Below are 14231 nucleotides of genomic sequence, written 5' to 3' on the forward strand. Positions count from 1 at the left end.
GTCTCTGACCCTGTGGGAGCTGGCTTGCCAGCGATTGGGCGCTACGCCATTTTCACGCCGGGTGTCAGCGAGGCAGGCAGCACCAGGCTCGGGGTTTCCAGCGATGCCACCGGGTAAGCGCAGTAATCCGCTGCGTAGTAGGCACTGGCGCGGTGGTTGCCCGAGGCGCCAACGCCGCCGAACGGCGCGCTGCTCGCGGCACCGGTCAGCTGTTTGTTCCAGTTGACGATGCCTGCGCGGCTTTCCAGCCAGAACTGCTGGTAACGCGCTTCGGAATCGGAGAGCAAACCGGCGGCCAGCCCGTAAGCGGTGTTGTTGGCTTCAGTGATCGCCGCAGCGAAATCGGCGTAGCGGATCACTTGCAGCAACGGCCCGAACAGTTCTTCGTCCGGACGCTCGGCCACGGCCGTCACATCGACAATGCCCGGAGTCAGCAAGGCCGATTGCGCCTGTGGCTGAGTCATTTCCAGCAGCGCCACCGCGCCGTTGGCCAGCAGTTGCTCCTGCGCATCCATCAGCGCCTTCGCCGCGCCAAGGGAAATCACCGAGCCCATGAACGGCGCCGGTTGCTGATCGAACGCACCGACTTCAATGGTCGAACTGACTTCCACCAGACGCTTGAGCAGGCTGTCGCCCCACGCGCCTTGCGGCACCAGCAGACGGCGGGCGCAGGTGCAGCGCTGACCGGCGGAAATGAACGCCGACTGAATGATCGTGTACACCGCCGCGTCCAGATCGGCGACCTGATCGACCACCAGCGGGTTGTTGCCGCCCATCTCCAGCGCAAGAATCTTGTCCGGGCGCCCGGCGAATTGCTGATGCAGGTGATTGCCGGTGCGGCTGGAGCCGGTGAAGAACAGACCGTCGATACCCGGGTTCGCCGCCAGAGCAATACCGGTTTCGCGGGCGCCCTGCAGCAGGTTCAAAACGCCCGCCGGCAGACCGGCTTCGATCCAGCACTTGACCGTCAGCTCGGCGACTTTCGGCGTCAGTTCACTGGGCTTGAACAGCACCGTGTTACCGGCCAGCAGCGCCGGGACGATATGACCGTTAGGCAGGTGACCGGGGAAGTTGTAAGGGCCGAACACCGCGACCACGCCGTGCGGCTTGTGGCGCAATACGGCGGTGGCGTCGCCCAATGGGCCGCTCTTCTCGCCGGTCCGCTCACGGTAGCTCTGCACCGAAATCGCGATCTTGTTGACCATGCTGGTCACTTCAGTCGCGGCTTCCCACAGTGGTTTGCCGGTTTCTTCGCCGATGGTGCGAGCCAGTTCGTCAGCGTGGTTTTTCAACGCAGCAGCAAAAGCTTCGAGGACGCTGATGCGCTCCTCGAGGGTGCGACGTGCCCACTGAGGAAACGCCTGACGAGCAGCCTGCACCGCCGATTCGACCTGCGCGGCAGTGGCGCCCTCGCCCGCCCACAGCACTTGCTGGGTCACCGGGTTCAAAGATTGAAAGGCTTCGCCCTGACCGGCCAGCCACTCACCTGCGATGTATAGCGAATTCATTATTTCGACTCCCGTGCAGCGGACAACGCCACGGCGCGAACCTGATCGCCGGCGCTGAGTTGAAGACGTTTCGCGGTCTGCGGATCGACCACCAGGGTGCCCGCAGCCAGGCGCGCTGGTGCAGCCGTAATGCGGCAATCCTCGCGTTTGCGGTTGTGGATGATGAACGGCGTGGCGTCATCGCCCGGCGTGCCGACGGCCAGCACCAGCGCTTCGCTGTCACGCACCGCGCGGATCTTGCTGGTTTCGCATTCGATGGCCGGGCCGGCGTCGAAGATATCGACGTAACCCTGATAGCTGAAGCCTTCGCTCTTGAGCATCGCCAGTGCCGGCTCGGTGTCCGGGTGCACCTGGCCGATGACGTTGCGCGCGTCCGGCGAAAGGAAGCAGGTGTACAGCGGGAACTTCGGCATCAGTTCGGCGATGAACGCCTTGTTGCCGACACCGGTCAGGTAATCGGCCTGGCTGAATTCCATCTTGAAGAAATGGCGGCCGAGGCTTTCCCAGAAGGGCGAGCGCCCGGCGTCATCGGACACGCCGCGCATCTCGGCGATGATCTTGTTGCCGAACAGCTCCGGGAACTCGGCGATGAACAGCATGCGCGCCTTGGACAGCATCCGGCCGTTGAGACCGTTGCGGTAATCGGCGTGCAGGAACAGCGAGCACAGCTCGGAATTGCCGGTCAGGTCGTTGGCCAGAAACAGCGTCGGAATCTCTCGGTAGATGTTCAGCTCTTGGGAAGCGCTGACCGTCAGACCGACGCGGAAGTTGTACCAGGGCTCACGCAGGCCGACCGCACCGGCGATGGCGGAAATCCCCACCACACGGCCGTCATCGTCTTCGAGCACGAACAGATAGTCGGCATCACCGCGCCCGGCTTCGCCGCGAAAGGTCTTCTCGGCCCAGCCGACCCGGTGGGTCAGGCGCTCTTCGTTGGCCGGCAAGGTAGTCAGGCCGGTGCCGGTGCTGCGGGCCAGGTCGATCAGCGCGGATAAATCGCTGCTGCGTACGGGACGAACAATCATGCTATCTCCTCAAACGGGCCGCTCGCGCCACCCGTGAAACTCGCTAAGGCGTTAAACCGCCACCAGGCGCACGCTGGCACCTTCACCGACGCCCAGGGCTTCGGCCGCTTCCATATCCAGCGTCACCGGTTTGCCCGGCGCGTAGTCCAGCTCGAGCAACACCGCGCGGTAATCCTGCAACTGCGCGTTGGCCACCAGGTACTGGCGTCCGGCGCCTTTGACCGGCTCGCCGATCTTCACCGGCACCACGCGGCTCTGGGCGATCGAACGGATCCCGGAAACCCGCGCATGCAGGGTCGGGCCGCCGTCGAAGATGTCGATGTAGTGATCGGTCTCGAAGCCTTCGCGCATCAGGATGTCGAAAGTGATCTGCGCACGCGGGTGCACCTGGCCCATCGCCTCTTGGGCGGAGTCCGGCAGCAGCGGCACGTAGATCGGGTAATGCGGCATCAGCTCGGCGAGGAAGGTGCGGCTTTTCAGCCCGCACAGACGCTCGGCCTCGGCGTAGTTGAGGTCGAAGAAATTACGCCCGATCGCATCCCAGAACGGCGAGTCGCCATTCTCGTCGCTGTAACCGACGATCTCGGTCACCACCGAATCGGCAAAACGCTCCGGGTGGCTGGCGACGAACAGCAGACGGCCACGGGAATTGAGCTCGGCCCACGGCGAACCGACCAGCTCGCGCTGCACGTAGAAACTGGTCAGCAAGCTGTTGCCGGTCAGGTCGTGGCACTGCGAGAGCACGTGGATCTTGTTGTGGATCTTCAGCTCGCGGGAGGCGTGGACGAAGGTCTCGTTGCGGAAGCTGTAGAACGGCTCCGAGTAGCCGGCGGACGCGACGATGGCCGAGCAGCCGACCAGTTTGCCGGTGCTCGAGTCTTCAAGGACAAAGAAGTAACTCTCTTCACCGTTGAAGCTCACTTCGGCGGCAAACGAAGCTTCGCTCGCGGCGATCTTGTCGCTCAGACGTTCCACGTCATCCGGCAAGGAAGTGACACCAATCGGGCTGTCCGCAGCCAGACGCTGTACCTCGCCCAGATCAGCCATTTGCGCGGGGCGCATCACCAGCATGGTGTCACTCCTTTCTCTTAATATTCACAGAAAAAAACACCGGACCTTGTAGGAGTGAGCCTGTGTGGCGAGGGATTTATCCCCGTTGGGCTGCGTAGCGGCCCCTTTTCTGGGGTGCTTCGCGCCCCAACGGGGATAAATCCCCTCACCACAGGGCTCACTCCGACAGTCGAATCTGTCCGATGTAAAAATTGGCTTCGGCGCCGGAAAACCTCCAGGCGCCGAAAGGTCCATCAGGCTTGCGTCAACTTCGCCGCGGCGCGTTCGAAGCGGTCGAGACCGGCATCGATATCGGCGTCTTCCACCACCAGGCTCGGGGCGAAACGGATCACGTCGGGGCCGGCCTGGAGAATCATCAGGCCTTCCTGTTCGGCGGCGTTGAAGATGTCCTTGGCCTTGCCTTTCCAGGCTTCGCTCAGCACGCAACCGATCAGCAGACCGAGACCACGCACCTGGGTGAACAGGCCGTACTTCTCGCCGATCTGTTGCAGGCGGGTCTTGAACTTGTCGTGCTTGGCGTTCACGCCGTTCAACACTTCAGGGGTGTTGACCACGTCGATCACCGCTTCGGCGACGGCGCAGGCCAGCGGGTTGCCACCGTAAGTGGTGCCGTGGGTGCCGACGACCAGATGTTTGGCCAGCGCTTCGGTGGTCATCATCGCCGCGATCGGGAAACCGCCGCCCAGGCTCTTGGCGCTAGTAAGGATGTCCGGGGTCACGCCGTAATGCTGGTAGGCGAACAGCTTGCCGCTGCGGCCCATGCCGGTCTGCACTTCGTCGAACACCAGCAATGCGTTGTTGGCGTCGCACAGCTCGCGGGCACCTTGCAGGTAGGCCAGCTCGGCCGGCAGCACGCCGCCCTCACCCTGGATCGGCTCGAGCACGACCGCGCAGGTCTTCTCGGACACCGCGGCTTTCAGCGCGGCCAGATCGTTGTACGGAACGTGGGTAATGCCGGTGATCTTCGGGCCGAAACCGTCGGAATACTTCGACTGGCCACCGACGTTGACGGTGAACAGGGTACGGCCGTGGAAGCTGTTCAGTGCGGCGATGATTTCGTATTTCTCAGTGCCGAAACGGTCGAATGCGACGCGACGGGCCAGCTTGAATGCGGCCTCGTTGGCTTCGGCGCCGGAGTTGCAGAAGAACACGCGCTCGGCAAACGTGGCGTCGATCAGCTTGTGCGCCAGGCGCAGCGCCGGTTCGTTGGTGAACACGTTGGACACGTGCCACAGCTTGTTCGCCTGTTCGGTCAACGCACCGACCAGCGCCGGATGCGCGTGGCCCAGGACGTTGACGGCAATCCCGCCGGCGAAGTCGATCAGCTCGCGGCCGGCCTGATCCCAGACCCGGGAACCGGCGCCACGCACCGGAATGAAAGCGGCAGGCGCGTAGTTGGGAACCATTACCTGGTCGAAATCGGCGCGTTGTACCGCAGCGTGCTCAACGGACATCGGAGTCTCCTGAAGAGGAACACCCGCCTGGAACTGGCGAGCGATGAGGGGATTGTAAGGACAGTTGGGTGCTCGGCCTTGTCGCCAAGCGACAACTTCTTATAGCGCAAACCCCGGATTTTCCCGGGTTTACGGCAATGCGACATATAGCGTCGCAAAGGCGCAGTTTACCGGGCGCGGCCGATTTGCGGCAGGCCGCGCAGAATACCAAGTCAGCCTCGCCGCAGAGAGATAAATATGTACCGCACGGTGGGCGCTTGTTGCTGATTTGCTGAGGGTTCTTCTCAACGCCAAGGAATGCTCATGCACCTGTCTGATGGCCACTCACCGACAACCTTTAGCAAGACGCCCGAACCACAACATCCGGACGAGCACTATCAACCGCTGAAAAACGCGATTCCCCAATGGCTCGGCAACACCTCGGCCTCCCGCCGCGAGGCACTGAAAAACAGCCCGCCTCTAGTGCCTGAGGCGCTCAAGTCCGCTCCCGCCGAGCAACACGCCGTGATGAAGAAACTCACTGCGACCACTCTCACCGCGCAGAGCGAGGTAGACAAAAGCCTGGAACATCTGCAGGACGCCGCCGCTTTCGCCGAGCCTCTGCTCAAAGCGGAACTGAAAAACTGCTTCAACCTCGACGTGGATGTCAGAAACACCTATGTGCGCTTGTATATTCCGGTGACGACACCATGGTTTGCCATCAGCACCGGCGCCCGCGTCTGGACGGTGTCGTTGCTGGACGCCGCACTGCATAACTTCGAAGACCGTGAAACCTACGAAAACGCTTTCGAAGCCGCATCGACCTACACCACCGCACCATCGGCCAGCGGGCAGTTCGAGCCACTGCCGGACATCAAGGCCAGACTGAGCATCCCGGCGTTTACCCAACTGTGCCGCCGACTGGATATCGGTGCGCAGTACAAGGCCAGCCTGGAAAAAATCTCGGTTACTCCGACCCTGCGCTCGCCTCGAGCCTGCGCGCCAAACTGGACGCCAGCGAGAAGGCCGCGATGAAAGCCGCGTTGCAGTGGGCGCGGATGCACCGTGACGTGTCGGAAAATCATTTCCGCCTGGTCGACGCCATGCTCGACGGCATGACAGGGCTCTACATCAACGGTGCACCGGTGCTGTGTCATGACGTGACGATGCTCTGCGCACCACTCACCGGCATCGTCGTGTTCGCTGCGGATCTGTACCAGACGCGCAATGTCGCACGCGTCGTGGCCTATGTACCGAATGATCCCGATCATCCGTTCAAGGAATATGCGTCCCCGGCTGAAATGCTCGTCGAGCTGACGCGCCAGTTGCGCTCAAAAGAGTACCAGCAGTTCTTCAGCCGCTTCGTCAATCACGAACAGCGCGGCTACTTCTTCAGCACACTCAACAGCCGCCTGAGCGCAATCAAATGGCATCCCCACGAGCCCGGCAGCGCCCTGCCCGCGTGGCGCGAGGCGCCCGTGGAACGGCCTGACCTGCAGACCGCGCTGGTGCCGTTTTACGATGGCCTGTGGCAACACCTGCACCAGGCCAAACTGAACAAGGTCTTCAACGATGCCCGGGTCATCGCCGTCCCGACGGCCTGGGTCGATCAACGCGCACGCTGGGCCTTCTGGGATTCGGTGGTGAATATCCTTTCCAGCATCGCCCAGACCGCAGCCCTGATTGTCGCGCCATTCGTGCCGGTACTGGGCGAAGCAATGATGGCGTATATGGCTTACCAGATGCTCGACGAAACCTTCGAAGGCATCGTCGAATGGGCACAGGGTCGCAACACCGAAGCCATCGGGCACTTGATGGACACCGTCGAATCGATGATTCAGCTGGGCCTGTTCGCGGTGGGCGGTGCGATTGGCGCAGCCGAGTTTCGCAAGGTGCTGCCTGCAGACGTGCTGGCGTTCATCGACCGTTTCAAACCGGTGAAACTGGCCAAAGGCGAAACCCGCTACTGGCAGCCTGATCTTGAGCGCTACAAGCACCCGCTGCGTCCGCCCGTCGACTCGCAACCCGACGCACTGGGCCTGCACGCCCATCAGGGCAAGCAACTTCTGCCGCTCGACGATGCGCATTTTTCCCTGAAGCCCGCCGAGGAGCCCGGGCAGTACCGCATCGAACACCCCACCCGGCCCGACGCCTACCAGCCTGCAGTCCGCCACAACGGTGAGGGCGCCTGGCACACAGAGCTCGAACAACCGCTCGAATGGGACGGCGAAACCGCACTGCGCCGCATCGGCCCGTCGGTGGAGAGCTTTTCACCGGCCGAGCGGGAAACCATTCTGCAGGTCAGCGGCACCAGCGAAGACGCCCTGCGCAAGATGCACGTCAATCAGGAAAAGCTCCCGCCGCTGCTGGCCGACAGCATTCAGCGCTTCAAGATCGACCAGCAGCTGCAGCGCTTCGTCGATCAAATGGACAGCGAAACGTCTGAAGATTTCTTGCGTGCCGATCCGGTCACCCAGTTGCAACTGCTGACCGACCATGGCCGTTGGCCGAGCAACAGGCGGCTGCGTCTGGTTGATCGCAACGGCGAACTGCTCTGGCAATCCTCCGCAGACGAAAGCCTGCCCCTGACCGAGTTGAGGCAGGATCGGCTGATCGGCGGCGACCTGCTCAAATCCTTGCTCTCCGCCCTCGACGAAGAACAAATCAAGGCGCTGCTTGACGAACCCTTTGCGCTGACCCCACCACTGGATGTCCGCAGCCAGACCCTGCGCAAGCAACTGGCCGGCCTTGCGAAAACCCACAAAAGCGCGCTGTTCGAGTCGCGCTATCAGGCGCTGCAGGGTATCGACGATCCACTGGCCCAACCGCTCAAGGCCCAGGCACCCGAGCTGCCGGCCAGCGTCACCCGCGAACTGCTCGACACCGCTACCGGCGACGAAATGTTGCAGCTGGATCAGGGCCAGGTTCCGCCGCGTCAGCAGGAGCTGCTGCAACTGGCGCGCCAGGAAGTGCGCGTCACCCGCGCCTACGAAGGACTGCAGCTCGGCTCGGTGAGCAATGCCGATTCCGATTACCTCGCCCTGCACAGCCTGAAACTGCTGCCAGGCTGGAGCGGCGACGTGCGCATCGAAATCCGCGACGGCCGCTACGACGGCCCGGTCCTCGATAGCATCGGAAGCGAAGAGGCTCCCGAGCAGAAAGTCCTCGTGCGCAACGATGATGGTCAATATCAACCTTACGACGATCGCGGCCAGGCACTGCATTCGCTCAGTGACTTCTACTCCAGCCTGCTCTATGCGCTGCCGGACAGTGAACGCCAGAGCCTCGCCCTGCAAATCGGAGAGGGCCAGACACTGAAAACCGCGATTCGCGAACACACGCTGGAACGCAGCGAGCTGCGGCAGGTGCTGTCGGAGAATCCGATCAAGCCACCGATGACCGATACATTACGGATCCTGGGGACGGAGGGTTACCCGCGTCTTCCCCTCCAATCGTCGTGACAGGCGAGACCATTGACGCCCTTGAGCACGACATAAGAACACTCTATCCAAGGATGTCGGCCGCGGAATCAAGCCGCTTCGCACAACGCCTGCGCGCCAGTCCTCTGGGCTGGCGCGCGGAAATGGTCCGCTTGCAAACCGACTATCTGCAATTGCAGAACGAGCTTCAGGTCTGGGCCAACAACCCACCCGCCCGGCACCCTCTGACAGGCAGCGCGCTCACGTCAATCGAGCGACAAGCCGAAATTCGCAACCGACGTTTATTCAGGGAACAACTGCTGCAGGGCTGGCGACGGGAGAATGTCGTCGGGATCGATGCGCAGGGTGCCGCCTCGGGCCACGCCATGTTGCTGACTCTCCGCATCATGGGTGACTTGCCGGTGATGTCGGCCGATTTCAGCCATATCATCTGGCTGGCGATCGATGGCAACACCATGACCGGTTCTTTCGACAGCTTTTTGCAGTCGTTCCAGCGGTTGCAGAGACTGGATGCGTACAATCTCAACCTGCCGAGCCTGCCTCAGTCGCTCACCTCGATGCCGGCGCTTCGCGAATTGCGCATGCGTGATTGCCGGATCAGCCTGACCACCACCACGCAATCGGTGCTCGCGTCGTTACCACAACTCACCCTGCTGGACCTGCAAGGCAACTCGCTGGGCCTGCCTCCCGACCTGCACACGATGCCTTCGCTGCGCTACGTCAACTTGTCCAATACCGGGCTCTACGCCGTGCCGGATGACCTGCTCGATCACCCGCGATTGATCTCCGCGCAGTTCGACGGCAACCGGATCACGAGCATTCCCGAGCGGTTCTTCAACCTCGCCAGCTCCCTCAGCGATGGCTACACCTTTGCCGACAATCCATTGTCGACGGCATCAAGGGAACGGGTGAAAAACTATTACAACCACACCGGCAAATACTTCGGTGTCCGCCCCGAGACGCAAGACCTGCAACGCACCATGAACCTGTTTCCCAATATTGACGCCGAGCAGGCTACTGAGGTGTTGTACCGGTTGCCCGGGAACTGGGCCGAGGGACGGGCACAGTTGTCACGCTGGGAGGCAGAGCTGAGACAACTCAATCTCGAACTGGAGCGGTGGGTCGAACAGGCATCCGTGACTCCATCTGGATCGGACGAGCCGTTGAGCCCTGAAGCACAGACCCGCGAGACCAATGCAAGGCGCTCCTTCGCCCGGCAAATTCAGTTGTTCTGGCGCACCCGGACCGGGTTCGGCCGCGCTGACGAGCTGAGGGCGCGTGCCGAGTTCAGCGGCGCCATGCCCGTCCTCAGCGCCAATTTCGACCATGTGTCGCGATTGAACCTGAGCGGCAACAGCAACCTCTCCGCCATCGCTTCTTTCGTGGAACGCTTCCCCAACCTGACTACCCTGCGTCTGGACAGCTTCGCACTGGATACACCGACGCTGGCCGGAATCAGCCTGCCCGGTCTGACCGAACTGGAGCTGAAAAACTGCGGCGTGGTTCTGACCCCGAAAACGAGGCAGCCCTGATGTCCATGAACGGCCTGCGCAGGCTGGACCTGGGCGACAACCCGCTGGGGACATTTCCCGATCTGAACCTGCTGCCTGAACTGAGATACATCGACCTGTCCAACAGCGGTCTCACTGTACTCCCCGATGGGCTGGCCACTCATCCGAAGCTGCCCATTGCGGTGCTGACCGGCAACCGCATCACCGACCTCCCCGACGCCCTGTTCGAGATCCCGGGGCTCGCAGCGACGGCATTTATCTTTCCGACAACCCGTTCTCGGCCACGACACGCGACAAGATCAAAGCCTATTACCGCCTCCATCAGAACGATTTTGATGTGCGCGCCGATGATCAGGACATTGCCCTTGCCCGACAACTGTTTACCGGGCTGGATCAGCAACAGGCCAGCGATATGATTTACGACCTGCCAGGCGACCTGGCGGACAGTCGCATGCAGCTTGATCAATGGCGCGCAGAGCTGGAGCAGATGCAGCTCGATCTCGCGCAATGGACAGAGCAAATCACCGCCACTCATCCGGTTACCGGGCAGGTGCTGTCGGCCGATGAATTACAGACGCAAACGGCGGCGCGAACGGCGTTCAAAGAAGCATTGGAAGCGTTTTGGCGACAGCGGTCGAACGAGACTGCAGCGCGAAGCGAGTTTTTTGCCGCCGACCTGAAGTTTTTGGCGACATGCCACGGCTGTCGGCGGATTTCAGCCACGTTGCAAGTCTGAAGCTCAACGCAAACGCTGCAATCAGTAACATCGGCACGTTCGTCGAACGCTTCCCCAACCTGCAGGCTCTGGAGCTCAAAGCCGTTGCCCTGAACGATATACCAGCATTTGTGGCGGACCTGCACACGCTCAAGGAACTGCGCCTGCGTCATTGCGCCGTGAAGCTCACACCTGCCGGACAGGAAGTACTCAATTCCTTGCCCACGCTGAAGCTTTTGGATCTGAGTAATAACCCGCTGGCCATGGCGCCCGATCTGCGCACCATGCCGGCGCTGGTGGATGTCTTTCTGATGAATGCCGGCCTGACCGTCCTGCCCGAAGGCATTGTCGATCACCCGGTCTCTGCAGTACGCGTACCTCAATGACAACCTCATCACAGAATTGCCGGAGACTCTATTCGCCGCGAATCCACAACGCCTCGATGGCTTGTATCTGAACGACAACCCGCTGTCCCTCGCTACCCGTGAGCGAATCAAGCGCTACCATGCCAGCCACGCACACGACTTTGGGGTGAGCCCCGCGCCGGCGGACATCGCCCTGGCGCGAAAGCTTTTCCCGGGACTGAACGACTTGGCGGCCAGCGACATGATCTACCGTCTGCCCGGCACCTTGCAGGCCGGCACGGCGCAGTTGCTTCGCTGGGAAGCGGAACTCGCCCGAATGATCGCCGACCTCAATACATGGCGTGACCAAATCCCAGCCAATGATCCGTCCACAGGACAATTCTGGACGGCCGAGCAAAGAGTGGCGCAATTGGACGCCAGACAAGAATTCGCGAAGCGACTGGAACGACTGTGGCGTGGCCGACGAACCGGAAATTTGGCGTTACGCCTGGACAGGTTTGAAACGAGCGCTAAGTTTGCCGGCGAATTACCGCCGTTGAACGCTGATTTCGGCCACATTACGCATTTGCAAATTGATGGTAATCCGGGGCTGAGCGTGCCTGACGGCTTTCTACGCAGCTTCAACGGATTAAGCGGGCTGGAACTCAAAGACTTCAACCTTGGCCGGATCCCGCAGGTTCTGCAGAGCACACCGTCGCTGGAAACCCTGATGCTGAGCAAATGCCGGATCACGCTCGATGCGGCGGGGCAAGCGATCTTGTCCACGCTGGGCCGTTTGAAGGCGCTGGACCTGTTCGGCAACACTCTGGAGGCCACCCCGGACGTATCAGCGCTGACGGATCTGAGATTTCTCGACCTGATCCGGACCGGAATCGACTCTGTGCCCGCAGGGCTTGAGCAACTGCCACAGTTAAACGCCGCGTTATTGAACGACAACAACATTGCCGAGCTGCCCGGCGACCTCGTTCCTTACGCCGGGCATGGCATTGACGTAGGCGCCAATCCGCTGTCAGCGGCGTCCAGAGAGCGCATCAAGGCAACGTTTCAAATGACCACAGACAACTTTGGCGTCTGGGCCGAACCGGCCGACCTCAACCTGATGCAATCGCTGTACCCTCTTTGACCGGCCTGGAAGCCAACGACTTGTTGTACGGTCTGCCGGGCACACTGGCGGACGGACGTGTCGAACTGGCGCGCCGACAGACGGAGATGACGCGCCTGCTCACGCGACTCGATACCTGGTGCAACGAGACTGCGCACCATCCGGTTTTGCGTACGCCGCTGACCGGCGAAGCGGCGCGGCGGGAATCAGCCAGCCGAAAACGCTTCAAGGAAAATCTGGAGGCGCGCCTGCGCCGCTATCCGAAATCGCCAAAGGACAACGCGTTCGTCTGCGATCTGGCCTTCTCGGGAGAGTTGCCGCCATTGGCCGGACGCTTCGACTACATCGAACAGCTGGAACTGACCAGCACCTCCGCTTCGCCTCCCGGCGTCAATCGCCTGGTGGAGCTTTTTCCGAAGCTGAGCGTGGTCGACATCCGCAATTACCCGCTGAGGGAAGTCCCGCCGGCAATCACCGGACTGGATGCACTGACGACCCTGAGTTTGCCCGACTGCCGCCTGACGCTGCCCCAGCAAACTGCAGATGCCATCGCCGGAATGCAAAACCTCGTCTCTCTGGACTTGGGCGACAATCCGCTGGGCAACGTTCCTGCGCTGAGCAAACTGGCCAATCTGCAGATATTGCGTCTGAACAATATCGGCCTGCGCGCAACGCCCAAAGGACTGTTCGATCTGCCAGGACTGAAGTCAGTGAACCTGGCGGATAACGTCATCAGCGAGTTGCCAAGTCAGTTTCCATCGACTCCCGGCGACGTGGCGACGCACTACAACTTCAGCGGCAATCCACTGAATCCGCAGAGTCTGCAACGCCTTGAGGCTTACAACCGCGCACGGCAAATGCGTCTGCTTGAAGAGCAGGCCGGTCAGGTCAACCTGAATCCATCGCCCGATGACAGTGACGGGTCGGAGATCTCCGTCGGCGTGGAGTTCAACCGCGACAGTTAAGCCGCGATCAGCCGCGCTCTGGCGGCACTGACGACAATTCGAACGGGCTGCTGCTGCGCCGCTGGTTGCGATCTTCCCGCGGCGTGGCACCGAAGAAATTGCGGTAGGCGCTGGAGAAATGCGGCCCCGAGGAGAAGCCACAGGACAGGCCGATCTGGATGATCGACTTGCTGGTCTGCATCAACATCTGCCGGGCCTTGTTCAGGCGCAATTCGAGGTAGTACTGGCTCGGCACGCGGTTGAGGTACTGCTTGAAGATCCGCTCCAGCTGCCGACGGGATACGCACACATGCTGGGCGATTTCGTCGGTGGTCAGCGGCTCTTCGATGTTGGCTTCCATCAGCAACACCGCTTGGGTCAGCTTCGGATGGCTGGAGCCGAGGCGATTCTGCAACGGAATGCGCTGACGCTCACCGCCCTCGCGAATGCGCTCGACCACCAGCTCTTCCGACACCGCACCGGCCAGTTCCGCACCGTGATCACGGGCCAATACTGCCAGCAGCAGATCGAGCACCGACATGCCACCGCAAGCGGTCAGACGATCGCGATCCCAGTCGAACAGATGACTGGTGGCAATGACTTTGGGGAAGCGCTCGGCAAAATCGTCCTGCCAGCGCCAGTGCACGGCGGCGCGATAACCGTCGAGCAGACCGAGCTGGGCCAGTGGATAGACACCAGCCGAGAGACCACCGATCACGCAACCGGCGCGCACCACTTGCTTGAGCGCACTGCTCAGCGCCGGTGCCAAAGTGGTGGGCGGCTCATCAGCGAGCAGGAACAGTTTCTGGAAATTCTCGAGCTTGCCGGCCCAGGGCTCGCCGGGTAGCTGCCAGGCACCTTCGGTCTGCGGTTCGGCCTGCAAGAACGTCAGTTCGTAAACCACGTCCGGGTGCACCCGCTGCGCAACACGCAAGGCCTCCTCCGCCAGCGCCAGCGTCAACGCTTTAGTGCTGGGCCAAATCAGGAAACCAATTCGATGGGCAGTCATGGGCGGGCAATCCGAAACGAACAACGGTGATGAAGGCATGGGCCAATGCTAGCCCGGAAATGAACACACATCCTGAAACCAACGAAGATCAAATGTGGGAGCGAGCCT

General features: G+C 61.6%; 13 protein-coding genes. 8 read left to right on the forward strand and 5 right to left on the reverse strand.

Features of this window, described 5'->3' with window-relative positions; genetic code table 11:
- Positions 1–41 precede the first annotated feature (41 nt).
- The 4 genes from astD to LJU32_24975 form a co-directional block, all read right to left on the reverse strand.
- Positions 42–1511 carry a succinylglutamate-semialdehyde dehydrogenase gene (astD, locus tag LJU32_24960; protein WKV91193.1) on the reverse strand — a complete coding sequence of 490 codons (1470 nt, stop codon included), beginning with the start codon at positions 1509–1511 and terminating at the stop codon, positions 42–44.
- The gene (gene astA / locus LJU32_24965) at positions 1508–2533 is read right to left on the reverse strand and encodes an arginine N-succinyltransferase (GenBank protein WKV88586.1); all 1026 of its coding nucleotides are present in this window, start codon (positions 2531–2533) and stop codon (positions 1508–1510) included. The genes astD and astA overlap by 4 nt, the downstream gene beginning before the upstream one ends.
- Before the next feature lie 51 nt (positions 2534–2584).
- Positions 2585–3604, reverse strand: coding sequence for an arginine/ornithine succinyltransferase subunit alpha (gene aruF, locus LJU32_24970; protein WKV88587.1), 1020 nt, complete (start codon positions 3602–3604; stop codon positions 2585–2587).
- Between the two features lie 233 nt (positions 3605–3837).
- Positions 3838–5058, reverse strand: coding sequence for an aspartate aminotransferase family protein (locus LJU32_24975; protein ID WKV88588.1), 1221 nt, complete (start codon positions 5056–5058; stop codon positions 3838–3840).
- Between the two features lie 303 nt (positions 5059–5361).
- Between LJU32_24975 and LJU32_24980 the strand changes: the two genes are divergently transcribed.
- The 8 genes from LJU32_24980 (at position 5362) to LJU32_25015 (ending at position 13135) form a co-directional block, all read left to right on the forward strand.
- A complete protein-coding gene (locus LJU32_24980; protein ID WKV88589.1) occupies positions 5362–6072 on the forward strand; it encodes a hypothetical protein in 711 nt (236 codons plus the stop codon).
- Positions 6069–8498: a hypothetical protein gene (locus tag LJU32_24985; protein WKV88590.1), complete on the forward strand. Its 2430-nt coding sequence runs from the start codon at positions 6069–6071 to the stop codon at positions 8496–8498. The genes LJU32_24980 and LJU32_24985 overlap by 4 nt, the downstream gene beginning before the upstream one ends.
- 131 nt (positions 8499–8629) lie before the next feature.
- Positions 8630–10009, forward strand: a complete 1380-nt coding sequence (locus LJU32_24990; protein WKV88591.1) for a hypothetical protein — start codon at positions 8630–8632, stop codon at positions 10007–10009.
- Positions 10009–10404 (forward strand): hypothetical protein, encoded by a 396-nt coding sequence (locus LJU32_24995; GenBank protein ID WKV88592.1) that lies wholly within the window; start codon positions 10009–10011, stop codon positions 10402–10404. The genes LJU32_24990 and LJU32_24995 overlap by 1 nt, the downstream gene beginning before the upstream one ends.
- Before the next feature lie 35 nt (positions 10405–10439).
- Positions 10440–10724 carry a hypothetical protein gene (locus LJU32_25000; GenBank protein WKV88593.1) on the forward strand — a complete coding sequence of 95 codons (285 nt, stop codon included), beginning with the start codon at positions 10440–10442 and terminating at the stop codon, positions 10722–10724.
- Entirely contained in the window at positions 10682–11089 is a 408-nt protein-coding gene (locus LJU32_25005) for a hypothetical protein (protein ID WKV88594.1), read from the forward strand. The genes LJU32_25000 and LJU32_25005 overlap by 43 nt, the downstream gene beginning before the upstream one ends.
- Positions 11049–12191 (forward strand): hypothetical protein, encoded by a 1143-nt coding sequence (locus tag LJU32_25010; protein WKV88595.1) that lies wholly within the window; start codon positions 11049–11051, stop codon positions 12189–12191. The genes LJU32_25005 and LJU32_25010 overlap by 41 nt, the downstream gene beginning before the upstream one ends.
- On the forward strand, positions 12188–13135 hold the full coding sequence (locus LJU32_25015) for a hypothetical protein (GenBank protein ID WKV88596.1): 948 nt from the start codon (positions 12188–12190) through the stop codon (positions 13133–13135). Before LJU32_25010 ends, LJU32_25015 begins: the two co-directional genes overlap by 4 nt.
- Before the next feature lie 7 nt (positions 13136–13142).
- On the opposite strand, the gene argR is transcribed toward LJU32_25015, so the two are convergent.
- Positions 13143–14123: a transcriptional regulator ArgR gene (argR, locus tag LJU32_25020; protein ID WKV88597.1), complete on the reverse strand. Its 981-nt coding sequence runs from the start codon at positions 14121–14123 to the stop codon at positions 13143–13145.
- Between the last annotated feature and the right edge of the window lie 108 nt (positions 14124–14231).

Source organism: Pseudomonas sp. B21_DOA (assembly GCA_030544685.1).
Taxonomy (GTDB): Bacteria; Pseudomonadota; Gammaproteobacteria; order Pseudomonadales; family Pseudomonadaceae; genus Aquipseudomonas; species Aquipseudomonas fluorescens_AO.

Coding starts and splice junctions, on each gene's coding strand:
- astA (WKV88586.1), bottom strand. CDS start 2,533: ATGATTGTTCGTCCCGTACGCAGCAGCGATTTATCCGCGCTGATCGAC.
- aruF (WKV88587.1), bottom strand. CDS start 3,604: ATGCTGGTGATGCGCCCCGCGCAAATGGCTGATCTGGGCGAGGTACAG.
- LJU32_24975 (WKV88588.1), bottom strand. CDS start 5,058: ATGTCCGTTGAGCACGCTGCGGTACAACGCGCCGATTTCGACCAGGTA.
- LJU32_24980 (WKV88589.1), top strand. CDS start 5,362: ATGCACCTGTCTGATGGCCACTCACCGACAACCTTTAGCAAGACGCCC.
- LJU32_24985 (WKV88590.1), top strand. CDS start 6,069: ATGAAAGCCGCGTTGCAGTGGGCGCGGATGCACCGTGACGTGTCGGAA.
- LJU32_24995 (WKV88592.1), top strand. CDS start 10,009: ATGTCCATGAACGGCCTGCGCAGGCTGGACCTGGGCGACAACCCGCTG.
- LJU32_25000 (WKV88593.1), top strand. CDS start 10,440: ATGCAGCTTGATCAATGGCGCGCAGAGCTGGAGCAGATGCAGCTCGAT.
- LJU32_25005 (WKV88594.1), top strand. CDS start 10,682: ATGCCACGGCTGTCGGCGGATTTCAGCCACGTTGCAAGTCTGAAGCTC.
- argR (WKV88597.1), bottom strand. CDS start 14,123: ATGACTGCCCATCGAATTGGTTTCCTGATTTGGCCCAGCACTAAAGCG.